At 42.3% G+C, this 23,029-nt stretch carries 20 protein-coding genes; 5 read left to right on the top strand and 15 right to left on the bottom strand.

The annotated features are described in order from the left end of the window. Positions 1-420 precede the first annotated feature (420 nt). A complete protein-coding gene (locus tag EHS15_RS01150; protein ID WP_135758689.1) occupies positions 421-1,485 on the top strand; it encodes an LA_0442/LA_0875 N-terminal domain-containing protein in 1,065 nt (354 codons plus the stop codon). A 15-nt stretch (positions 1,486-1,500) separates the two neighbouring features. Continuing rightward, complete coding sequence (locus EHS15_RS01145; protein ID WP_135758688.1) at positions 1,501-3,198, top strand: hypothetical protein; 1,698 nt, start codon at positions 1,501-1,503, stop codon at positions 3,196-3,198. Between the two features lie 66 nt (positions 3,199-3,264). Here EHS15_RS01145 and EHS15_RS01140 read toward each other — a convergent pair whose 3' ends face one another. After that, positions 3,265-4,191 (bottom strand): alpha/beta hydrolase, encoded by a 927-nt coding sequence (locus tag EHS15_RS01140; RefSeq protein ID WP_135758687.1) that lies wholly within the window; start codon positions 4,189-4,191, stop codon positions 3,265-3,267. Positions 4,192-4,373: 182 nt separating this feature from the next. On the opposite strand from EHS15_RS01140, the gene EHS15_RS01135 reads away from it, so the two are divergent. Beyond that, the gene (locus EHS15_RS01135) at positions 4,374-4,925 is read left to right on the top strand and encodes a CsgG/HfaB family protein (protein ID WP_135758686.1); all 552 of its coding nucleotides are present in this window, start codon (positions 4,374-4,376) and stop codon (positions 4,923-4,925) included. Between the two features lie 27 nt (positions 4,926-4,952). Here EHS15_RS01135 and EHS15_RS01130 read toward each other — a convergent pair whose 3' ends face one another. Beyond that, positions 4,953-7,148: a SulP family inorganic anion transporter gene (locus EHS15_RS01130; protein WP_167884118.1), complete on the bottom strand. Its 2,196-nt coding sequence runs from the start codon at positions 7,146-7,148 to the stop codon at positions 4,953-4,955. A gap of 132 nt (positions 7,149-7,280) precedes the next feature. Between EHS15_RS01130 and EHS15_RS01125 the strand changes: the two genes are divergently transcribed. Together EHS15_RS01125 and EHS15_RS01120 are read left to right on the top strand one after the other, a co-directional pair. Continuing rightward, a complete protein-coding gene (locus tag EHS15_RS01125) occupies positions 7,281-7,751 on the top strand; it encodes a Dps family protein (protein WP_135758684.1) in 471 nt (156 codons plus the stop codon). A 220-nt stretch (positions 7,752-7,971) separates the two neighbouring features. After that, complete coding sequence (locus EHS15_RS01120; protein ID WP_135758683.1) at positions 7,972-9,048, top strand: hypothetical protein; 1,077 nt, start codon at positions 7,972-7,974, stop codon at positions 9,046-9,048. 8 nt (positions 9,049-9,056) lie between these two features. Here EHS15_RS01120 and EHS15_RS01115 read toward each other — a convergent pair whose 3' ends face one another. The 13 genes from EHS15_RS01115 to fliN all read right to left on the bottom strand — a co-directional run bounded on the left by EHS15_RS01115 (position 9,057) and on the right by fliN (position 22,959). Continuing rightward, positions 9,057-10,043 (bottom strand): S1C family serine protease, encoded by a 987-nt coding sequence (locus EHS15_RS01115; RefSeq protein WP_135758682.1) that lies wholly within the window; start codon positions 10,041-10,043, stop codon positions 9,057-9,059. Continuing rightward, positions 10,040-10,825: an alpha/beta fold hydrolase gene (locus EHS15_RS01110; RefSeq protein ID WP_135758681.1), complete on the bottom strand. Its 786-nt coding sequence runs from the start codon at positions 10,823-10,825 to the stop codon at positions 10,040-10,042. The genes EHS15_RS01115 and EHS15_RS01110 overlap by 4 nt, the downstream gene beginning before the upstream one ends. A 12-nt stretch (positions 10,826-10,837) precedes the next feature. Next, complete coding sequence (locus EHS15_RS01105; protein ID WP_246051833.1) at positions 10,838-11,812, bottom strand: SH3 domain-containing protein; 975 nt, start codon at positions 11,810-11,812, stop codon at positions 10,838-10,840. A 61-nt stretch (positions 11,813-11,873) separates the two neighbouring features. After that, positions 11,874-13,091: a pyridoxal phosphate-dependent aminotransferase gene (locus tag EHS15_RS01100; RefSeq protein ID WP_135758679.1), complete on the bottom strand. Its 1,218-nt coding sequence runs from the start codon at positions 13,089-13,091 to the stop codon at positions 11,874-11,876. Between the two features lie 15 nt (positions 13,092-13,106). After that, on the bottom strand, positions 13,107-14,804 hold the full coding sequence (locus tag EHS15_RS01095; protein WP_135758678.1) for a DNA repair helicase XPB: 1,698 nt from the start codon (positions 14,802-14,804) through the stop codon (positions 13,107-13,109). Positions 14,805-15,015: 211 nt separating this feature from the next. Next, positions 15,016-15,969, bottom strand: a complete 954-nt coding sequence (gene dusA, locus EHS15_RS01090) for a tRNA dihydrouridine(20/20a) synthase DusA (protein WP_246051837.1) — start codon at positions 15,967-15,969, stop codon at positions 15,016-15,018. A gap of 54 nt (positions 15,970-16,023) precedes the next feature. Beyond that, positions 16,024-18,135, bottom strand: a complete 2,112-nt coding sequence (locus EHS15_RS01085; RefSeq protein WP_135758676.1) for a flagellar biosynthesis protein FlhA — start codon at positions 18,133-18,135, stop codon at positions 16,024-16,026. A 9-nt stretch (positions 18,136-18,144) separates the two neighbouring features. After that, positions 18,145-19,269, bottom strand: a complete 1,125-nt coding sequence (locus EHS15_RS01080) for an EscU/YscU/HrcU family type III secretion system export apparatus switch protein (protein ID WP_135758675.1) — start codon at positions 19,267-19,269, stop codon at positions 18,145-18,147. After that, positions 19,266-20,048: a flagellar biosynthetic protein FliR gene (gene fliR, locus EHS15_RS01075; protein WP_135758674.1), complete on the bottom strand. Its 783-nt coding sequence runs from the start codon at positions 20,046-20,048 to the stop codon at positions 19,266-19,268. The genes EHS15_RS01080 and fliR overlap by 4 nt, the downstream gene beginning before the upstream one ends. A 1-nt stretch (position 20,049) precedes the next feature. Then, positions 20,050-20,313 carry a flagellar biosynthesis protein FliQ gene (fliQ, locus tag EHS15_RS01070; protein ID WP_135758673.1) on the bottom strand — a complete coding sequence of 88 codons (264 nt, stop codon included), beginning with the start codon at positions 20,311-20,313 and terminating at the stop codon, positions 20,050-20,052. Further along, positions 20,310-21,071, bottom strand: coding sequence for a flagellar type III secretion system pore protein FliP (gene fliP, locus EHS15_RS01065; protein ID WP_425460612.1), 762 nt, complete (start codon positions 21,069-21,071; stop codon positions 20,310-20,312). The genes fliQ and fliP overlap by 4 nt, the downstream gene beginning before the upstream one ends. A 59-nt stretch (positions 21,072-21,130) precedes the next feature. After that, positions 21,131-21,889, bottom strand: a complete 759-nt coding sequence (locus tag EHS15_RS01060; protein WP_246051832.1) for a FliO/MopB family protein — start codon at positions 21,887-21,889, stop codon at positions 21,131-21,133. Beyond that, positions 21,886-22,959 carry a flagellar motor switch protein FliN gene (gene fliN, locus EHS15_RS01055; protein WP_135758672.1) on the bottom strand — a complete coding sequence of 358 codons (1,074 nt, stop codon included), beginning with the start codon at positions 22,957-22,959 and terminating at the stop codon, positions 21,886-21,888. Before fliN ends, EHS15_RS01060 begins: the two co-directional genes overlap by 4 nt. Positions 22,960-23,029 lie beyond the last annotated feature (70 nt).

Below are 23,029 nucleotides of genomic sequence, written 5' to 3'. Positions count from 1 at the left end.
CACGCTCACGTGCCCGTCGGTAAAAACCAACTTACAATTATGTGCTAAGCCGTCAATTAAGTTTTATAAAAATTTTCGCTTTACAGGAAAAAGAAATTTTCGAATTATGTCACATTAATTAAATTAAAATATTATAATATGAGCTCTCGTTTTCCGCTTCACTTTCACAAAGTTTCATTTTTACCAATAAATATATGAATGAAATTCAATTCATAATCCGACTAACCAACTAACAAATCCCCCATCTTTCTCGCATTACAGCAAAGAAAACATGAGTCAATATTTTGCTTTTTGGTTCAAAATTATCTTGCTATTTCCCTTAAAATAGGGACAATTCCTAGGCAGGCGAAAACAAACCCTCTTCCGGGCTGTGATTTTGAAAACTCATCCTGAATAGATTTTAAATCGCGGGTTCTTTATATGAAAAAAATTTACTTCTTTTTTACCATTCTTCTATTGTTTCTCTCATCTTCGCTCCTGGCGGTGAATACTGTGATTTTGAAAAACGGAAGAAATCTCAAAGGTTTGGTAGTGAACCAAGATGACAAAGGACTCACACTCAAACTCTCCGACGGAACGACTCAAACGGTCCCAAAATCGCAAATATTGAAAGTCATCTATAAGGATCTAAACGAGCAAGAAGCCCAAAAGATCCGTTTGGCAGAAGAAAAAAAGCTCCAAGCTAAAGAAGAAGCAGAAAGAAAAAAATTAGAGAAAGAGCAAAAACTCGCAGAAGAAGCGGAGAAAAAACGCCAAGCAGAGGAAGCAAAGAAAGCGGAAGCCTTGGCCAAGGACAACGAATCCAAAAAAGCGAAGGAAGATGCGGTCAAAGCACAAGAAAGTGCGGATCAGGCCAAATCGGATGCAGAATGGCTGGTTTATAGGGAAAAAAATAAAGTGCCTTCCGAAGCAACAGTTGCCTGCGGGAGTCGTTTAGGGATGGTTTGGCGATCAGCACTGGTTCCAGGATGGGGACAATGGTGCGGAGGATACAAACTGTCCGCAGGAATCTTCGCAGGGATGTTTGTAGGAAGCATTTACTACTCCCAGAATGCGATGAAACACGACTCCATGCAGAAACAACAAACGTACGATGACCTCACTCTTTTGAACCAATACGGCGGACCTGTCACTAAGATCGGACCGGAGAACATTACTAATACGAATGATCTTGTAGGAGTTCTCGTCGAATATACTCTTGTGAATAACTTCATTTCGGAATCTAAAAAAACAGCTCAAACCGCCAATGCAAAATACCTGGGCAGTTTGGGAGGAATCGGTCTCATCTATATTGCCAATATTGTTCATGCCTATTGGATCGGAAGAGAAAGATATCCGGATCGTCCTACAGTCACTTTGAACGGCAAATCGATCCAAGAAGGATTCGATTGGGACACTCGAGTGGATCAGCCTTTCAGTTTATACGGGTATCAACCCAAACCTTCGTCCGTTTACGGAGAAGTGCGCTACTCTATCGTATTTTAAATTCAGGAGAACAAGATGAAAACAGTTCAACTCTATTCATTGTTTCTTATATTAAGTTTCGGTTTCGGCAGTTGCCGTATCTTTAAGGAATCCGATTTGGATCCAAACGGAGACTTCGGCAGTATGGCCGCTTTGTATAAACTCTTTCAACTTACGGAAACTCTAAATACTTCTTTCAATGCAAGTTTAAGAGTGAACTTTGCAAAGACGGACGGAAGCACATACGCAGGATACGTCATCAAATACGGATATGCTCCGGGGAGTACCCGTTCGGAGAGATCGGTTAGTGAACCTAAATTCGTTTTAGGAGAAGGAGAAAGACAGGCAAATATAGATGCGAGCGGAGATGCTTTCGTACTCGTACAAAGATTAGGGATCTTAACCATAAATATATACACCTCCAGCTCCTCGAATGAGCCAGTAGCCTCAGTTAGCTTTAGAGTTTATTCGACTCTTTCCACTTCCAATTTCACAATATACAGCCAAACAGGAGATATACGAGCAACCCTTCAGGATATTTCCGTTCTTACCGGCTTTTTATCACAAATACGCCAAGTCAATATTTTAGGAGTCGCCAACGGAAGGATATATGCAGCCTTGAATGTGTTCGAAACGAACGTTTCCGGTGTTTCCAATATCTATCTGGCATCTTCTGCGGACGGATTGACATTCGACCGAATCACTAAAATTACGGACCTTACCGACATCAACAGCAGTTCTTCCAATTCGGAATACTGGCAGCACATCTTATCCCGTCCCGGATTTGACGGTTCCAATATAGTGTTTTTCATTCGCAAAGAAATATATAACACTTCTTATGTTCTGACTTCCGTCGAAAATAAATACATTCAGTTCGAGAAAGATTCACAACCCTCTTCTCTAAACTCTCAGACCTTGCAGCTCTCCATGTCAAATAACAGAATTTTAACGACACCGAGCTTATATCCTTTGCTCTATTTTTCGAATCGTTGGGTGAGTTTCGAACAGAATGCGGGGGAAGGTTATACGACTACGCCGGTATTAAGAGATCTAGCTCTTTCCTCATCGGTCGATCTTTATGGAACGGTAGGTTGTGGAACTACGGGAAACGCATACTACACCTTCCAAGTAAACAGCTCCAATTACCTGAATTGTTCTTTGAACTCGATCGGAAGCGGCACAGGCACTTACCAAGTAGTGACATCGAACATTACGAGTTACTCGGACGGTTACAGTTTGTCCGGAAATTACACTCAGTCTAGAATTTATCCAGTGAACGGGAAATTGTTCAGTTTACAATACAACTATTCTGTACCTACGACGAAACTAGGTTACTTGGTTACAAATACGAGCGCCTATGGCACCGCTCCGATTTCCATCAACACCGCCATCAGTAATTTCAGCGTAACCTTCAGCAGTTCCGCTACGGGATCGGATACTTTGGATTCCGTACAAAGTTCTGACAACCGTCACTTCTTCATCATACAAAACAACGACAACGCCTCTCAGAAAATCATCTTCCGTTCTACGGACGACTCAGCTTCCGTAACTCAGATGCAAACTCTCACAAGTCCCTATCTAATGACTGGGGATTCTTTTATCTACCATGCAGTAGGAGGAAGTTTAGTTGCTATCGGATCGGATGTCGCAAGCCAAACCTATTTGATGTATCGATTGAATGACGGAGGAACTTGGGATGCTGCTAAATTTCTGAGATTTACGGTAAGTCGTTAAAAGAAATTTAGTGTTCCCTCTCTTCGGTGTTTTATACATCGAAGAGGGTTCAATAAAGTTTATTTCTTACTGAAATTCTTTCGGTGCGAATTCCTTTACGAAAGCATCTACTTTCTTCTCCACCTCCGCATAATTCGTATTAATAGATCTGGAATGAGGAGCCCCCCACTCTGTGATAAAAATCGATTTTCGATTTCCAGGAATGGCTTCAAATATCTCCACAGAATGTTCGTAAGGAGTGAGTTCGTCGGTTTTGGAATGGATAAGTAAAATCGGGAACTCTGCTTTGGCAGCGGAACGAACGGGAGCGGTTTCGCTCACATGAAATTTAGCTTTGATCTCTGCGATCTGAAATGCGATCGGAGAAACGATTAGAATGGGAAATCCGTACAATTCTACCGCTCTTTTTTCGATCACGGATCTCATATCTTTATACGAAGATTCCGCAATGACAAACGCCAATTCCTTTCTAACATCCGCTAGCTGAATGGAAGTGGCAGCTCCGTAAGATTCCCCCAAAACTCCGATCTGTTCCTCAGGAATGCCGCTGATCTCTGAAAAATAATCTACCGCTCTGTCCAAATCCGTTTTTTCATAATATCCGAAAGTGCCGTAGTCACCGTTGCTTTCCCCGTGATGTCTGGCATCGTATGCGAATAAACTGCAGCCTCTCTTCCAAAAAAGAGGAGCGTATTTCAAAATTCCCCATCTGGTCCCTGTATGCCCGTGGAGCAAAACCACTCCGCATTTTTTTCTTTTGGGATTTTTAAAAAACCAGCTTTGTAAGGAAATGGAGCCGTTTTGGAATCTAAGGTTTTCCGGTTCAGGAAGCCCTATCTCCTTCATGTTCTTAATTTTCGACCGAGCCTGATCTTCCGCAAAACTGCGGACCCGAAAGGAAACGATCTCCTTGGAAAAGTATTCCCCCGCATATAACAAAAGTAAAACGAATAGGATTAGAACGATTGCAAAAACCCGTTTTTTAGAAAGCATAGTCAAAAAAAGCGGACAAAACCCTCTCTTGGCAAGGCGAATTTTATTTCCTTGATTTGTTCGAATCCGAAAAAGATTTGATTCCCTCGTTTTCGAAGGAAAAATCTACCCAAAACACTATGAAACATCTACATCTGTACTTCCTTTTACTCTTTTCCGCCGTCTTCATCAGATGTTCTTCCATGGACGCCTCCGTACAATACCCAGACCAAACGAAAAGAGACTTAGGAATCGGGAAGGTAGCAGTCCTTCTTTTTGACATTGATGATGCGAAGTGGGGAGACGAATTTACGGATGCAGTAGCACTCTATATTTCCAAATACCTCCCCATGAAAGTCATCGAAAGAGACCAACTTTCCAAAGTTATAAACGAACAATCTTTTTCCAAAACAGGAATCATTGATACACAAACAGCTGTTCGTATTGGAAAGGTATTGGGAGTGGATGCACTCGTTTTCGGAAGAGGTTCCGCTCTTAGAAAATACGATCTTAAAGGAAATTTAATTCCGAACTTGGTAGATACAGTTTCCTTAAAAGTGGTTCATATTGAATCCGGCCATGTAATCATCAATGCCCGCAAAAAACCTGGAGCGGATTGGAACCCGTTGAATTTGGCAAAGTTCGCATTTTCCTTCGGATTTTTATGGAGCAGAGAAGACATTTTAATCGAATCCAGCCAATACGATTTTGTTGCGGAAAATTTGGTTCGTAAAATTTCAGGAGAGCTTAAATAACTCTCCTTTCTTCACCTAACAAAAAAATCAGTGTTCGTCCAAAGCAGTAAGCTCAAGATGATTGAGTCTTAATCTTTTCGACAGAGTAAAAGCCAAAGATTCGAAATATAAATTTCCGAATTCGGGAATGTCCTTCACATACTTATCGAATTTTTTCCTGGAAATTACATATAACAAACTTTCTTCGATCGCAACTGCATCCGCAGACCTAGGGTCCTGATCCAAAAATGCCATGTCTCCGAAAAAGTCCCCTTTTCCGAAACTTGCCAAATGATGAAATCTATTTCCTTCCAAAGGGAGATGGATGCGAATCGTTCCTTTTCTGATAAAGAACATCTCGTCGCTGATATCTCCTTTTTTGAATAAAAACTCTCCGGAAGAACATTTGATTTCACGAGCGTGTTTTTCAAACTTTCGAACCAATTTTTTAGGAAAGGGTTCGAAAAACTGAAACTGATTCAAATGTAGATAAGGAAGATTTTTGTTAGGATCCAAATCGGCTTCCTGCAGGATTTCCTCCTCCACGAATTCCAATGCTTCGTCCAAAGAATCGAATAATTCCAAATGGGAAGATGAATCACCTAACCCAAGTGAGCCAAGATAATTGCGAACATTATAACCCGTCGAAAAAGAGGTAGATACGGAAGATAAAATCAACCTGCCTTCATTAGATGCAAGTCGGGAATGAATTTGTTTCAGAAGATTGACCGCAGTAAAGTCGATCGTAACGACTCTTTTGAAATCCAAAATGATGTTTTTACTTTCTTTCAGAAACGGTTCCAGATGATTCAATAGCTGTTCGGTAGTTCCGAAAAAGAGCTGCCCTTGGAGCTCGAAAATCGAGTTTTGCCTTCCCTTTTTCTCCAGTTCGTCCAACTCGAAAGGAAGTCTTCTCTTTTTAGAAAACCTTCTGTCTCCGAAATAACTTCTTTTGATTACGGACGATCGAATTTGATCCCTTAAAAAAAGAAAAATTGCAAGTGCAATTCCCACACCTGCAGCAAACAACAAACTAGTGCTAATTGCCGCAATGACGACGCAAACGATCACGAAAAAATCGAATACTGTGGAACTGTTACGAAGAAGCCCTACACTTTTCCAATCCACCATTCGGAACCCAACAACGGACAAAACTCCTGCCAAGGTTGCTACAGGAATCCATTTCAGCAAAGGAGCAAAAAAGAAAACGATGATGAATGCGAACACTCCCACAAGGAAACCGGAAAGTTTCGTTTTGCCTCCCGAAGTGAGATTTACCATGGAAGGGCCTAAAGTTCCCGCACCTGCAATTCCTCCGAACAAAGAACTCATACCGTTTGCAATCCCCTGCCCCATCAGCTCTCTGTCGGAATCATGTCTTTCTTTCGAATAAAGATCGATCACCAAACATGTCTTTAATGTATCGATGGAAAGCAGAAATCCTAGAGTGAATGCGGGAATAACGATGGACTTGAGTTCAAAAAAACGAAGTTTCACCAGACCGAAAATATTTTCACCGAAACCTGTCAGAATGTTTTGGCCTTCCGGAACGACTGTCCCTACGATAAATGAATTATTCGCGGAAGACTGCAAACCGGGATAAAAAAGGCTCAGCCCCCAATAAGTTCCGATCCCGACAAGTAGAGATAGAACGGTGGCTGGAAATCTTTTGGAGATTCGTCCGAAAACGATCATAGCGACAATTGTCACCAAACCAATTATAGGTGACACAGGGTTCGTTTCCAAAGGATCCAGACTTCCCAAAAAAAGAACCTGAAAGGGAATTCCGAATAACAAAGGAAGTTGACTGATCACGATCAAAATACCCAAACCGCTCAAATATCCTGTCACTACGGGATAAGGAATGTATTTGATCAGTTTCCCTCCTCCCAAAAATCCCATAACAACTTGTATAAGTCCCGCGAATAGAACGGCAATCCCTACGAATACGGGAACCAAAGCAGGGTCGGAAGCACCGCTTCGCACTTGCTCCAATACGAAAACGGAAAGGACAGCAGCGGCAGGAGCACAAGGAGCGGAAACTAATTTCGCTGTTCCACCTAACAAGGGAGCGACAAGTCCGATGACGATCGTACCTACGATTCCGGAAAGTGCTCCCCTGCTGGCATAACCTTCACCCAATGGACCGTAAACGCTCAAACCGAAGGCGATTGCGGAAGGCAGCGCAACGAGTACGGCTGCACCGGAGCCCAAAAAGTCTCTTAAAAAGGGGGAAGCTTTCATTTTAAAAGGAAATTTCATTCGAATCGATTAGGAAAGACTTCTACCGTCCGTTTTATTTTTCAGCTTTCTATTGAGAACAAAAAACTTGACCAAACTCGCAAAAGAGATGATCTGATGGGTAAGGAGAAACGTATGAAAATTAATATAGGAATTCCGGAAGCAGAAAGAAACGCCATTTCAGAATCACTGAAAAAACTTTTGGGTGATACATACACTCTATACCAGAAAACCCACAGTTACCACTGGAATGTAACAGGACCGATGTTTCAAACCTTACATTTGTTATTTATGACACAATACACGGAACTTTGGAATGCAATCGATCCGATTGCGGAAAGAATTCGTTCTTTGGGATATTATGCTCCGATGGGTGGATGGGAATTTGCGAAATATTCTTCCATTCAAGAAGACAAAGAAGTTCCAAAGGCGACAGACATGATCAAACGTTTGGTGGAAGGGAACGAAGCAGTGATCCGCACGGCAAGAGGAGCATTCGAATCCGCAGAAAAAGGAAACGATCAAGCCACATTGGATCTATTGACTCAAAGACTGGACATTCACGAAAAAACAGCCTGGATGTTAAGATCCCTTTTGGAAGAATAAACTTCCTTTCCAAAACAAAGTCCCTGTCACTACAACGGGGACCCATTCTCCCTCTATTTCATTTCGCTTCCGTTTTATTGCAAAAAAATTCGATAACTTCATTTTTTCCATTAGAACAAGTCTAAAACGGAATTAACTTTAGGCTATTATTACATTAAAAATAAATAATATTTTAATCATTTTACTTGTGTTTTATGGAAACCAAGTTTCCTTATCACTCATGGAAGTAAAAATTAAAAAATATTTAAAACTCACAACTCTAGCGATTACGATATCCTGCATATTCGTATCTTCTTGTAAAGAAGACAAAAAAGACGATTCCGCTCTTTTACTCGGTCTTGCCTATCTTGCCAGCAATAATGCAGCCAACCAAACAGGGGACATCAATACTCCCGTCGGCCGTGCAGTAGCGACAGCTAGCATCGTATCTACCATTTCAGGAAGTGTAGCGACAAACAGCCAAAGCGGAAACTTCTCCTATAACCACAAACAGTTCGGAGAACAAAAGCTTATGGCTCTTGTACACGAAATCTATGAAAACGGAAAAGATCCAATCGTTGCGAAAGAAGCAGTTCGTAAATTTTTGAAAGAAACCCGTTTGGAAAACAAAAACGTAAGAGAATTAACCGGTTGGTCTTCCGGTACGGTAAATGGCAGCGGAGAAACCGTTTACACATACAACGGAACGGTAGACGGATATATTTTCAAAAAAACAACTCTAAACCTGCCAGTATCAGGAACGAACTGTCAGGTTGAAATGTACGGTGGTTATACAAGTTTATCGGGTCTGACAAAACAAGGAACTGCAGTGTTTTCAGACGGAGAATACAAATCCAAAAGCAGCGGAGGAACCAGCACATACACCAACAAGGCTGCCGTACAATTCAACGACTTCGGATCGGTATATACGGACAACTTCGGTTACTATAAATATTATAAAGAAAAAGGAAGAACTACTTCTTTAGATTGCGCTTCGATCCAACAAAGTTACCAGGAAATTCTCCCTTTCACGAAACTTGTGACAATCACGGGAAATATGTCCTTCGAAAATCAAAATATTTTGACTGGGACCGCTTCTTCTTTGATCTTCACTGTAACGTCTCAAGCCAACTCAAACGGTTTGGTGATCACACAAAACGGAACAACAACTCCTAGTTTGGTGATCGAAAACCTAAAGATGGTTGCAGCTTCCAATTTAAGAACTTCGGGAAGCAGTTATGCAGGAAATTTCAATATCACTATCTCCGGGAAAATCAACGGAGAAAATCTTACGGAATCGATCACTGTCGATTTCTAAGAATTCCTTTATCGCTCCTTTCTTGAGAAAGGGGCGATATTTAATTTTAAGTTTCGATCCTGCCGAAAAATCTTCAATTCCACATTCTTGTCCGAAGGCGATTGGCTCATTTGTTTATAAAGATCTTCTGCCGTCAGTATCGAATGGCCGTTCACTTCCAAAATCAAATCGTATCTTTTGACTCCCGCTGTTTCCGAAGAAGAACCGGACTCGACATAGCTTACTAAAACTCCCCTATTTTCACCTAATGAAAGTTTAGATACCAGATGAGCTGTCAAAACGGGAATCTCTACGATTCCCCTTTGAATTTCTTCTTTGGTTCTTCCTCCGACCGGAATCGATTTTGCAAATTCACGAATTACATGAGAGGGAATTGCAAATCCGATCCCGTCTCTTTTCGAACCGTCTCCGGAGATTTGGAACCTAGCCATTCCGAAAATATTCCCGTCTTCATCGAAGACTGGCGCTCCTGAGGAACCGGAAAGAACCATCCGATTCAATTGAATGAAAGAATGATTCGGTAAAAAAATATCCGCGCCTGTGCGAGAACGATTGGCGATCCAGCCGGAATCGAAAGACTCTTCCATTCCCATAGGAGTGGATATCATGTAATATACTGAGCCTGTTTCAGGAGAAACGGAATTTTCCAAGTTGAAGGCATTTTGACTTTCAGAAGCTTCCCATTGAACCAGCGCTAAATCATTTTGAACGTCTCGTTTGATTACTTTTGCGAAGAATTTTTGCCCGATCCCGCCCATACGAATGGTAAAAATTTTATCATCGGGAACTACATGGGAACAAGTAAGACCTAAACCTTGTCTGTCGAATACGAAACCGGATCCTGTCCATACCTTCGGTTCTTCCAAGGACCCGGAATCCAAAGATATAGAGAAACTTGCACCTACATAAGATCGAAATATCTCTTTAGAATTTTTTTCTTTTTGGCAGGATAAAAGCAAAACGATTCCCAGCAAAAGACTTGGAAGAATTTTCAAACTAACTCCTCTTTGATAAAATCTGTCAAAGTTTGTAAAAATTCGTTTGCGTGAGTGAAATGAATATAATGTCCACCGCCGGAAATAAAATGTTTCTTAGCTTTGGGAAACATACGGGATACCAAACCTTCATCTTGTTCGGTGAAATAAGGAGAATCTCCTCCGATAAGAAACAACCCTGGAGTTTCTGAGATTTGTTCCGTTCCGAACGCATCTTCAAACATCTTTCTGGATTTGGCAATGACTGGAAGATTCAACTTCCAATAATATCCGCCATCTTGCTTTCTTTCCAAACTCATCTGCAAAAACTGACGGATGAAAGTATCGGGAAGAAGTTTCGCCATCAAGGAATCGATTTCGTTTCTGGACTTAGCATGTTCGATGGGAATGCTCATTGAAGCGACTTCCTTATCGTAAATAAAAGGATAATGCCTTGGAGCCACATCCTGGATCAAAATCGCTCTTAAATTTCCGGGATGGTGCAAGTCATAATGCATAGTGACAAGCCCGCCCATAGAATGCCCCAAAACCACAGGGTTTACGATTTTATGATCGGCAATAAATTCTCCTAAATCGTCTGACATCAATTTAATGGAATGATCTTCCGAATGAGGAGAATCACCGTGATTTCTCAAATCCAACGAATATACATTTCCGAACTCGGAAAGAACTTTGGAAACGGTAACCCAGTTTTTCGAAGACCCGAACAGTCCATGCAGTATGATGAAATCGTGTTTTGCTGCTTCTGATTGTTTTTCGTAAAATTTATAAGCTAATTTCACGGGATAAGATCCTTATTTCAGGCATTCTTTCTGAAGAATTTGAACCAAGGGAAGAATTTCTTTCCGATAACGCAAGTTATACTCAACAACATAACGATTCATCCATTGAATCTCTGTCGCGATCGGAGCAGACACAGGCTGATAACACGCAATCGCATCCGGATCTTTTGTGATATCTTTCAGTTCTTTTACTACTTCCTTAAAATATACGGGAACGTAATTTCCGTTCGGGAAAAGATAAATGTATCTCATTTTGGATCTGCGAAGTTTATCCAGACGACAACCCAACTCTCCTTTGCAGTCTACATTAGGAAGCACTTCGGAGGCCAAATATCCCGCATAATCGGAATGTTTGGTTCTAGGATGATTTTCAATAAGTTTCCAAAAATAATTAGAATCCACATAATATTTATTAGATGAATAATCGAAAAGAAGTTTGGACTGATGTTTCTTCAGAAAGTCGAGAAGTTCGGGAGAATCATCCGGTTTGACGTTTTTTTCGTTCATCCAATCGACAGTTCTTTTGAGTGCAAAACCGGCTTTCGCACGAATCAATGTGAAATCGTCCCCGGTAAAATCACCTTCTTTTGTTAATGCAAAAAGCGCGTCCGTGATTTCCATTCTTTGTTTTAAATCGGTAGATGCTAGATGAAGCAATTTTTCCGATTCGAAAACGATACTGGAAAGATATTTGGTTTTAGGAACTCTAAGGACTGCACTCCTAAGAACATAACCGACCAGTTTATCTTCCGTTTTCAAAGGCACCCAATCAGAACTAGGCGGCTCCAAAGAAAGAGAATCGTAAACGACCATCTCTCCGAATTTTAAGATTTTCAAAGTTTCACTTTTTCTATCGGGGAAAAGATAAAGTTTCACTCCGAACCGATGGATCAAAAAGGAAGATTGTCTGTCTTGGGTAAAAGTTTCCTTCGGAGAAGGTTGTTTGATTTTGGCGCGAACGACAGGCTGTGCAAAGAGAGACTTCACACCAAACAACGAGAAAACGAGCAGACAAATTATATAAGTAAATCGTCTGCTCATCATCCGATTATTTATTTAGGTCTTTCACCATTTGATGGATGCGGGAAACACCTTTTTCAATGTCTTTTTCTCCCAATGCGTAGGACAATCGAAGAGCATTATCGTCCCCGAAAGCGATCCCAGGCACTGCGGCTACATTGTATTTATCCAAAAGAACGTCACAGAAAAGTTTAGAGAGAGACTTTTCCCCTTTTTCTTTCTGCAAAGATTTAAAGCCGTCTGTCGCATAAACACCTGTTAGATAAGGAAATGCGTAGAATGCTCCTTCTGGCAATCGACATTCGATCCCTGGAATTTCATTCAATAAGGATACGATGAGTTTTCTTCTTTTGTCGAAAGCTTTCAACATTTCCGCAACAGGAGTTTGATCTCCTGTCAAAGCCGCTTCCGCAGCCGCTTGAGAAATGGAAGAAGCGTTGGAAGTGGACTGACCTTGCATAGTATCCATGTTTTTTACGATCTCTGCATTGCCCGCCGCATAACCGATTCTCCATCCTGTCATGGAATATGCCTTGGAAACTCCGTTCACAACGAAGGTTTTTTCCTTCATCGCAGAAGAGATCATAGCAGGATTCACGAATTCCAAACCGTCATAGATGATTTTCTCATAGATGTCGTCGGAAAGAGTGATGATATCTTTCGGCTCCAACACTTTCACGAGCGCTTCTACATCGCTTCTTGTATAAGCTGCGCCGGTAGGATTGGAAGGAGAGTTAAAAATAAACACTTTCGTTTTAGGAGTGATCGCCTTTTCCAATTGAGCTGCGGAGATTTTGAATCCGCTGGAAATATCGGTAGAAACGATGACAGGAGTTCCTTCCGCCAAACGAACGATATCCGCATAACTTACCCAATAAGGGGCAGGAATGATGACTTCATCTCCAGGATTGAGAGTCGCCATAAAAAAATTATAGAGAACTTGTTTTCCCCCGGTACCTACGATGATTTGATTCTTTTCATAACTCAAACCGTTTTCGGTTTTAAATTTTTGAATGATCGCATCTTTCAAACTCACTGTTCCGCTAACAGGAGTATATTTCGTTTTCCCTTGGTCCATTGCCTTTTTGGCCGCTTCTTTGATGTGAGAAGGTGTGTCGAAATCCGGCTCGCCCGCTCCGAAACCGACAACATCCAAACCGCTCGCCTTCAACTGGTTAGCTTTTGCAGTGATTGCCAGTGTGGGAGATGGTTCTACTACATCTAAACGTCTTGCAATGAGTTTCATTTTTTCCTCTATTTATTATTTGCTAAGTGCTTCTTCCGGCACTGTTTCTTTGAATTGGTCGAGAGTATAAATTTCGTATTCGTACCCTTGTTCCGTTAAAAACAATTGTCTGTTCTGACCGAAACGTTCTTCATTCGTATCTCTGGAGATCAAAGAATAGAAGATCGCAGTGTTATCCCCGGACTTAGGTCTGAGAATTCGTCCCAATCTTTGCGCTTCTTCCTGTCTGGATCCGAACGTTCCCGACACCTGAATGGCAATGTTCGCATCCGGCAAGTCGATGGAGAAGTTCGCAACCTTAGAAACAACCAATTGTTTGATTTGTCCCGAACGGAAAGCCTGATACAACTCTTGTCTTTCCGGTAAAGGAGTTTTCCCGGTAATCAAAGGGATTTTGAAAGTTTGGGAAATCTCTTCCAATTGATTGATGTACTGACCGATCACAAGAATGTTATTGGTAGAATGTTTCTTTAGAATATAATCGATTGCTCTTAGTTTTTCGGGATTTTCAGAAGCGAGTCTGAATTTTTCGCGATCATCCGCAACGGAATAACGCATACGGAGATCATCTTCCATAGGAACTCTGATCTCGATACAATTCGCTTCCGCAATCCAGGATTTCGCTTCCAACTCTTTCCAAGGCACATCGTATTTTTTAGGTCCGATGAGAGAGAATACGTCTTCTTCCAATCCGTCCTCACGAACCAGAGTCGCAGTCAAACCTAACCTACGTTTTGCCTGCAATTCGGAAGTCATACGGAATACGGGAGCGGGCAATAAATGCACCTCATCGTAAACGATAAGACCCCAGTTGTTCGCACTGAAAATATGGAAGTGAGTGAAATCACCTCCCTTTTTCTTTCTATGAGTTAGAATATTATAAGTTGCGATTGTAATCGGTTTGATCTCTTTGAGTTCACCGGAGTATTCTCCGATGTCCGATTCAGGAATGTCCGTTTTGTCCAAAATTTCGTTTCTCCACTGACGGATAGAAAGAGTGTTCGTCACAAGGATTAGGGTTTCCGCTCCTACGATCTGCATCACTCCCATTCCCACGATGGTCTTACCGGCACCGCAAGGAAGAACCACAACACCGGAACCACCTTCATTGCGGCCACCCGCATGAAAGGCTTCGACGGAAGCTCTTTGGTAGTCTCTCATACCGAACTTGATTCCCCCGATGGTGATAGGTCTCAGGTTGAAAGGATATTTATTTCCTTCATCATAACCCGCAAGATCCTCCACAGGGAAACCGATCTTAATCAACGCTTGTTTGATGTGACCACGGTATTCTTTTTTGATTCTGATCTTATCGCCTTCCATACCGTCAACAAACGGTTGTACGGCTCTGTTGTTCGCAATCTCAGTGATAAAACCCATCTCGTTGGAAATGATGTAAAGTTCACCGGATTCTTCCTTAACGAGTTTTACCTTTCCGTATCTGGAAATTTGTTCTTTGATTTCATTGATAACGTTTTTAGGAACGGAGTATCTGGCAAAGGATACCAGACCTTCCACGATCTCTTCCGCAGTCATTTTGATGGAAGCAGCATTCCAAAGAGACAACGGAGATATGCGATATGTATGCATATATTCAGGACTTTTTTCAAGTTCTGCGAATTTAGAAATTAGGTCTCGACAAGCCTCAAATTCGGGGTTATCTACCTCGAGAAGCATCGTTTTGTCGCTCTGAACTGTGAGTGGTTTGGCCATATAAATCCCTCTCAATTTAACCAGGCTGAGAAGCGAAACCGCCCTGTCAACACATTAGATATGGTTAGATTTTCGGGCGGATATTCTGCATCACAACAGTGATTTGTTTCTGCTGAAAATCCAATGGCACCTAATGTCTGTTCTCCTGAGAAGTCAGGGAGGGATTATTTTGCTTGACAAAAGAAAAGGAAACCTTCTTACCGAAGGATTTTCAGGCTTTCACTTGATTAGACTGTTTGCTTTCGCTCAAAAAGCGATCAATTACAGTATAATCTACCGAAGATCCGTGCATATTCTCCGAAAAAAAACGGCGGAAAAAACGCGCTCCTTCGCAGCCGAAATACAATCCCAAAGCATGCCTCAATACATGATGGGGTTTCACTCCTTCGGAAGACATATTTCGGATATAATCCCGTAAATGCTCCAAAACTTCCGATCTCGAATAACCTGGATTAACTTCCTTGTAGTATAAAGAATCTACTTCCGAAAAAAGATAGGGATTTTCATAGGCAGCTCTTCCGATCATCACCCCATCCACGAAGGACAGATGTTCATCTATTTCGTGTAAGGTTTTAATGCCTCCGTTGATTTCCACAGGCAGATCGGGAAACTCCGATTTCAAACTGCGAACGTCTTCATAACGGAGAGGAGGAACGGTTCTGTTTTCTGCGGGAGAAAGCCCTTCCAATATGGCGATTCTGGCATGAACGATGACCCTGTCCACTCCTGCCTCCCGGATCGTTTTTACGAAATAAACCAAATCGTCTAAGGATTCTTTTCCATTTATGCCAATTCTATGTTTGACGGTAACGGGAAGTTTGACTTTGGATTTCATAGAGGAAACCATATCCGCCACCTTCTCAGGTTCTTTCATCAAACAGGCTCCGAAGGATCCGTTTTGAACCCGATCGGAAGGACAACCTGCATTCAGATTGATCTCCGAATAACCGTAGTCTTCTCCTATTTTGGCGCATTCCGCCAAATGGGAAGGATTATCTCCACCTAACTGAAGAGAAAGGGGAAATTCTTCCCGGGAAAAAGAAAGATATCTATGTCGGTTGCCTTTTAAGATGGCTCCCGTAGTGATCATCTCGGTGTACAACAAAACCCGTTTAGTGATGAGCCGCATAAAATAACGGTAGTGTCTGTCGGTCCAATCCATCATGGGAGCGACCGACAAACGGTAACTGGGGATTTGTTTCTCCACCTATTTTAGACTCTAAGCTTCTTGGGTTTGTTCTTCCCTGGAAGCAAGACTCAATACGGAAGCGATGTCCGTAGGGATTCCTCTTTGGATTTCTTCCGAAGCCAGAACCGCAAAATTACGAGGAGGCAGCTCTTTTGCCAAAAAGAAAGCGAAAGGCTGGCGCAGATAACGAGCGATTACGAAGATAAGGAACCTGTTTTCTTCCAATGCTTTTTGCAATTCGGAGTAAACGGATTCTAAAATTCGGATTCTGACCTCGTGAGGAAGGATGATGATTTTTCCTTCCACTTCATCCTGCATCAAACTTCGATTCAAACGATCTACGATTCTAGGATCGATTGTAACCACGTGAAGTTTCCCGTCGGAAGAAAGGAAATCGTTCACGATTTGACGAGAAATCGCCTGACGGACAGCTTCCGATAAAAAGAAAGGATCAAGCGACTTAGTGATGTTATTTGCAATCGCTTCCATGATTTTAGGAAGATTTTTGATGGAAAGCCCTTCCATAAGAAGGTTCTGCAGAGTCTGCTGAATGATCCCCAATCTGCCTTGTTTGTCGTAATCCAATTCTCCCACAAGGGTAGGATGGGTCTGTCTGAGGTGTTCCAGAAGCGCTTTCACTTCCTCTCTTCCCAGAAGCTGTGCCGCATAATTGGAAATCAATTCCTTTAAATGAGTGATGATGACAGTGGAAGGATCCACAACCGTATAACCTTTGTTTTCCACTTCCAGTCTGGTGGAAGGATCGATCCAAGTCGCCTTCATACCGAAGGCCGGTTCTACGAAACCTTCTCCCGTAATCGGCTCTAGGTCTCTTTGCATGCTGTTCATCGCCATCAATCTTTCCGCTTTGACAACGGATTGGCCGACTACCACTCCGTTGATGCGAATGGTATAATTGTCATGAGGGATTTCCAAATTGTCCACAATTCGAATGGCAGGAATCACCAAACCGAAGTCAGTTGCAAATTTCTTTCTGGTATTGGCGATTTGTTCCAGAAGATGCCCTCCGGAAGATGCATCCACCAAAGGAAGCAAATCTCTTCCTAGCTCCACCTGAATGGCTTCCACTGAAATTTCTTTGATATAATTTTCCGGTTTTCGTTCCTGGACTTTTTCCTGAGATACAGTTTCGATCTTTTTGATTTCTTCCTTGGCAACTTGTTCGATGGAATAACCCAAATAAGCAACCCCTCCGGCTAAAATCAAAAGTGAGAAAAAGGGAAGACCTGGGATCAAAGCGGCAAGACCCAAAGCACCTGCAACCACATACAATGTTTTTGCATTTCCGAAAAGTTGATCCTTGATTTCAAACGTAAGTTTTTTCTCGGAACTGGAACGGGTCACGATGATACCGGTTGCGGTTGTGGAAAGTAGGCCGGGGATTTGGGAAACAAGTCCGTCCCCGATAGTGAACTTTCCGTAGGTTTCGATTGCGGCAAGAAAAGATTCCCCGCGGATCGTGGAACCGATCAAAATTCCACCTAACAAATTAATTGCAGTAATAATCAATCCGGCCCTTACATCCCCTTGCACGAATTTGGAAGCTCCATCCATGGCCCCGTAAAAATCGACTTCTCTCTGCACTTTTTTTCTGCGTATCTTCGCTTCCGCTTCCGTAATGGCACCACTGTTGAGTTCCATATCGATGGACATTTGTTTTTGAGGCAATCCATCCAAAGTGAATCGGGCAGCAACTTCGGAGATCCTGGTCGCACCTTTGGTAATAACCAACACCTGAACAATGGTTAGGATGATGAAAATGATAAGACCGACCACATACTTTCCTAAACCGGACTCTCCACCCACTACGAAAGTTCCGAAGGCTTCGATCACACTGGAATTCATTGCAGGTCCTTTCGAAAGGATCTGTCTTGTTGTGGAAACGTTCAAAGCTAATCGAAATAAGGTGGTGATAAGCAACAAACTGGGAAAAATGGAAAACTCACTCGGCTCCGTTACGGAAAGTGCAGTAAGCAAAATCAAAAGTCCCAGACCGATACTGACTACGATGAGAACATCCAGCAACGCACCCGGCAAAGGAACGATCAACATTCCTAGAATTAGGATCGTACCGACTCCTAGAATCAGGTCGGATTGTTTCAATATATCTCTAATATTCATATATTCTTACTACGCCATCCCCACTTTTTTCCTAAACTTCTCAAGAGTTACCAAAATCGAAACGATCGCTTGGAAAAATTCGTTCGGTATTTCCTTTCCAACATCTACTTGTGCATACAATAATCTTGCTTGCTGAGGGCTTTCCACGATGGGCACATCGTTTTCTTTTGCTATGCGGCGAATCTCCAAAGCAAGGCGATTCTCTCCTTTCGCAACGACACGAGGTGCCTGATCCCTTCCGAATTCGTAAGCCAAAGCTACGGAATAATGAGTAGGATTCGTAATCACTACATCCGCTTTAGGAACTTCCTTTAACATATTGCCCTGCATCATATCCCGGGCAAGCTGCATACGTCTGTTCTTTAAGCTGGGATCTCCCGAATCGTCTTTCATTTCTCTCTTCGCCTCGGAAGGAGTCTGCTTCAAAGATTCTTCGAATTCGAACTTTTGAAAAAAGAAATCCGCAGCTGCGATCGCAAGCAAAAGGATTCCCACAGTCATCATAATCTTAAAACCGGAATAAGAGATCAAAGCGATGGATTCCATCACTCCCATATTTCCCGTCAAAAGAATCTTAAGAAAGTCTCCTGCAATGAGTATATAACTGACGACTCCGATCAAAATCACTTTGGCAAGAGACTTTAAAAGGTTAAACATTGTTTGTCGGTTAGGGAGGATTCGTTTGAAATTGGGAGTGATTCTGTCGAAACGAAACGATACAGCCCTAGGAGTGAACATAAACCCTACTTGCACCACGTTTCCTACGATGGCAAACACTACGGTAATGGCCAAAATAGGCCAGATCAGATTCAAAAAATCACGAGCTACAAGAGTCATCGTGGAACGAAATTCTTCCGTTCCGAAATGATCCACATGAACTCCCATCGCTATGTATTTTTTGATGAATACTGCGATGTTCTTCACAAACCTTTCCCCTAAAACGAAAAGAACTCCCGTTCCGCCGAGTAATACCAAAGTGGAAGCGACTTCTGCGGATTTAGGAACATTCCCTTTCTCCTTCTCTTCCCTTCTTCTTCTCTCGCTGGGAGGTTCTGTTCTACCTTCATCCTCCGCAGCAAAAAGCTGAAGCTCTATAAGATAATAAGGATTTTTGAATATTTCTTCGGATATCATGGGTTCGGCCACTCCCTGATAAAGAGATTCGCCTTATCCATGGAAATCTGAATTCCTTGCACCATTTGAGTGCTGATAAAAGTCAATGTAGCAATGAGCGTCAGAGTTCCGATAAATACTTTCAAAGGGAAAGACAAGGACATAACATTCATTTGTTGGGCGGCCTTTCCCATAAGTCCTTCCGCCAGACTGACTAAAAACAAAATTCCCATTACGGGAAGTGCGATTTTGAAGGAGACTACGAACATGGCTCCGATCGTATCTTCCAAAAGCTTCAAAAGTCCGGAGTTCACCTTTCCTGTGAAAGAAATAATACGGATCTTTTCAAAGGAGAATGCAATGGTTTCGATGAGAAAACGATGAGCACCTATCACTAAAAAGATGGCGGTGGCCATCAAACTTTTGATCGTTCCGATTGCAGGCAAAGAAGTTTGAGTGATCGGATCCAAAATCTCAGTATAACCGAAACCGATTTGGTTGTTAAAAAATTCGCCTGCCATTTGGAATGCGGCAAACACTACGGATACGATAAACCCGATTAAAACTCCTATCATCAATTCAGACAAAGTCAAAAGACCGAAGTTCACTATATGCCCGGGAACCGCAGGCATATAACGCGCAACAACCGGATATACGATGAGGGAAACCATAAATGCAAAGATCATCTTGATCGCAAAACTGATCGATTCGGACGAAAAAAAAGGAGCTACTATGAATAGACCGAATAACCGAGCTAGTACGAAAAGAAAGGCTTGGAAGTGATCGAGAAATGCTTCCATATCATATCTTTTCTATCATAAAGAATATTTCACGCGTATAATCGGTCATCACTCTCACCATCCATGCGGAAAAAAGAATGATGACTGCAAAAATAGAAACCAATTTAGGAACGAAAGCGATAGTAGGCTCTTGAATGGATGTGGTTGTTTGAATGATCCCCACGATGAGTCCCACAACGAGAGCCGTCAAAAGAATAGGACTTGAAATTTTCAAAGTCACTATGAACGCTTCTCGAATCAAATTGACTACGTCCAGTTCCGTCATTTGTAGCTCCTAACAAGCTCTAATACGAGAAGGTTCCATCCGTCAATCAATATGAAAAGAATCAATTTCAACGGAAGAGAAATCATTACGGGAGGAAGCATCATAAAACCCATCGCGAGTAGAGCGGAGGCAACGATCAAATCGATGACGATAAAAGGAATAAAAATATAAATTCCTATGATAAATGCCTTTTTGATTTCGGACAACATAAAGGCAGGAACCAGAACATAGGAAGGAACATCTTCGAACGATTTTACATTCTGGACTTTCCCGATTCTGAGAAATAGGGCTACATCCTTCGTGCCGTCTTTCCCCAACTGGCGGATCATAAATTCCCTCAGATGTTTCATCGACCCCTCCATAAAAGCGGACTGATCGATTTTCCCGTTCAGATAAGGTTGCAAAGCCTGATCATTCACCTTACCGATCGTAGGTGCCATAATGAAAAAAGTAACGAACAGAGCAAGGCCCATCATTACTTGGTTGGGAGGAAGGTTCTGCAAAGACAAAGCTCTTCGGACGAAATCGAAAACGATTACGATTTTAGTGAAAGAAGTCACACTCATCACGATGGCAGGCGCCAAAGATAGAATCGTAACCAAAAACAAAATCATCAAAGAAAGACTGGTCTCTTTCGGTCCTTTCGCCTCATTTACGTTAAAGGAAAGATTCGGAATAGGAATTCTAGTTCCTCTTCCCGTATCCTGCGCACCCAAACCGTAACTCAATGCGGAAAAAATAAGAACAAAGAAAAACACTCCTAAAACGGGAACTAAAACCCTTTTGGACAAAAAAGGAAGAGAAGACAGATATTTTCTCACGACTGCCCTCCTTCCAACATCTCTCTATGTTTGCGAAGCCTCTCCAAATTTTCTTTGGCTCTTCTTTGGATTTCGGAAGAAGATTCCACATCTCCCGTTTCCATTAGATTTTTATTGATTCTGATCTTTTTGGACTGAGCCTTGTTTTGCAGATTTTCCAAGATCGTTTCCAAAAAGTTAGGAACGTAAGGATCCGCCTCGTCTCTCATTTTGGTGATTTGGGATTTTTCATCCTGTGCATTGATCTCGGTAATCAAAGAAACCGATCCGTCGGCCACACCTAATACAAGAATACGATTTCCCACTTCCACGATTTGAAGGGTTTGGCTGGGAGATAAAGAAAGGCTGGAAAGCACTTTCATAAATCCTTTCACAGGATATTTGGCGGCCTTAGTTGCCTGCATTTTGATTACTAAGTAATATCCGGCACCGACTAATATACCTAATACGAAAAGAATCTTGAGTAAAATCCAAGTAGCGGAAGGAGAATCGTCGTTTCCTTCCGTATACCTTTCCTGAATGGGATTGGATTCTTCCGTAGGAATGGAATCGGAACGAGTCTCTTGTTTTTCGGGAGCCGTCTCCGATTTGGTCTTAGGCTCGGACTCTCCCAATTCCTTTCTCAGAATTTGATCCAATTCTTTCCTGTCGCTTGCAGTTTGGGAAAAAACGGGAGAGGTAAAAAAAGAAAGCAAAACCAGAGTGTACATAAGTACCCCTAGTCTTCTTTTCGCTTTCTCTCTATGTAAGATCATTTCTCGCCTTTTAATCGATCCGTAGGGCTTACGATATCGGTGACACGCACACCGAAGTTCTCGTCGATGACCACAACCTCGCCTTTCGCGATCAGTTTGCCGTTGACAAGAAGATCCACAGGCTCACCCGCAAGTTTGTCCAACTCGATGATGGAACCTTCACCTAACCCTAATATATCTTTGATGTACATTTTGGTTCTACCGAGTTCCACGGTAAGAGCCATCTGTACATCCATCAGAAGATTTAAATTCGTTTGTCCGGGGCCTGCTCCTGCGTTGGCAAGAGAAGGGAAATTCACACCTTTGATCCCTACGGAACTTTGTGCGATTCCCATGCCCATTCCTCCGCCGGGTGCGGAGACATTCATCCCTCCGCCACCTTGCGGTTGTTTTTGGCCGCCGCCTTTTTGGATATCAAGGATGGCGTTCGCCATGGAAAGTGCGATCACATAATATACTTTAAATGAACCGACTCCGTCTATATTCAAACTGAGAGTGGTCTTTACCAGATGATTGTCGTCAGGAAGTTGTAAATCTCTGGCGGAATTGATGATAGCTATATCTGCGGGAGTTCCGGACATGGAACCACCTAACTTCATTCCTATCTGTGCGGTAACGGTTCCTATGATAGGAGAAAGAGAATCTTTTAATGTTTGTAATTGAGCGTTGTCCAATTGTCCGGGAGGAGCCATTCCTCCCATCATCACTCCTGCGATTTTGGCAGCATTTTCTTGCGCCATCACAAGACTGATTTTTCCCGCAAGAGTTCCGCTCAGATTGGAAAAAAGACAAACCGTTTTGGAACCGAATTCTTTTTGTACATCGTTCGCCAAACTGGACTCAGTGGCGGGGTTCATAAAACGAGTGTTCTTCGCTAAGATGGTTCCTAGGGTGTTGCCTGCAACTTGGAATGCGGAACCTATGACATCGGAAATGATGTCTCTGTCGATAGGAGAAAGGTTATCGGAATCTGAACTGGCAGCTCCGCTCAGAGAGGACAGATCGAAAGTATCGTCCGCACCCTGCAAAAGCGCATCTATTTCATCTTGCGAAAGCGAACCTTCACCCATACCCTATTTCTCCAGAAAAACTTAGGATAATGAGACATAATACGATTTTTTCTGTCACCTAGTTTTTTTC

Source organism: Leptospira idonii (assembly GCF_004770995.1).
Lineage (GTDB): Bacteria > Spirochaetota > Leptospiria > Leptospirales > Leptospiraceae > Leptospira_A > Leptospira_A idonii.
This window is presented reverse-complemented; position numbering and strand designations above follow the sequence as displayed.

Bases quoted from the DNA above. Each gene is read 5' to 3' on its own strand.
- EHS15_RS01150 (WP_135758689.1), top strand. From the start codon at position 421: ATGAAAAAAATTTACTTCTTTTTTACCATTCTTCTATTGTTTCTCTCA.
- EHS15_RS01145 (WP_135758688.1), top strand. From the start codon at position 1,501: ATGAAAACAGTTCAACTCTATTCATTGTTTCTTATATTAAGTTTCGGT.
- EHS15_RS01140 (WP_135758687.1), bottom strand. From the start codon at position 4,191: ATGCTTTCTAAAAAACGGGTTTTTGCAATCGTTCTAATCCTATTCGTT.
- EHS15_RS01135 (WP_135758686.1), top strand. From the start codon at position 4,374: ATGGACGCCTCCGTACAATACCCAGACCAAACGAAAAGAGACTTAGGA.
- EHS15_RS01130 (WP_167884118.1), bottom strand. From the start codon at position 7,148: ATGAAAGCTTCCCCCTTTTTAAGAGACTTTTTGGGCTCCGGTGCAGCC.
- EHS15_RS01125 (WP_135758684.1), top strand. From the start codon at position 7,281: ATGAAAATTAATATAGGAATTCCGGAAGCAGAAAGAAACGCCATTTCA.
- EHS15_RS01120 (WP_135758683.1), top strand. From the start codon at position 7,972: ATGGAAGTAAAAATTAAAAAATATTTAAAACTCACAACTCTAGCGATT.
- EHS15_RS01100 (WP_135758679.1), bottom strand. From the start codon at position 13,091: ATGAAACTCATTGCAAGACGTTTAGATGTAGTAGAACCATCTCCCACA.
- EHS15_RS01095 (WP_135758678.1), bottom strand. From the start codon at position 14,804: ATGGCCAAACCACTCACAGTTCAGAGCGACAAAACGATGCTTCTCGAG.
- dusA (WP_246051837.1), bottom strand. From the start codon at position 15,969: ATGATGGATTGGACCGACAGACACTACCGTTATTTTATGCGGCTCATC.
- EHS15_RS01085 (WP_135758676.1), bottom strand. From the start codon at position 18,135: ATGAATATTAGAGATATATTGAAACAATCCGACCTGATTCTAGGAGTC.
- EHS15_RS01080 (WP_135758675.1), bottom strand. From the start codon at position 19,269: ATGATATCCGAAGAAATATTCAAAAATCCTTATTATCTTATAGAGCTT.
- fliR (WP_135758674.1), bottom strand. From the start codon at position 20,048: ATGGAAGCATTTCTCGATCACTTCCAAGCCTTTCTTTTCGTACTAGCT.
- fliQ (WP_135758673.1), bottom strand. From the start codon at position 20,313: ATGACGGAACTGGACGTAGTCAATTTGATTCGAGAAGCGTTCATAGTG.
- EHS15_RS01060 (WP_246051832.1), bottom strand. From the start codon at position 21,889: ATGATCTTACATAGAGAGAAAGCGAAAAGAAGACTAGGGGTACTTATG.
- fliN (WP_135758672.1), bottom strand. From the start codon at position 22,959: ATGGGTGAAGGTTCGCTTTCGCAAGATGAAATAGATGCGCTTTTGCAG.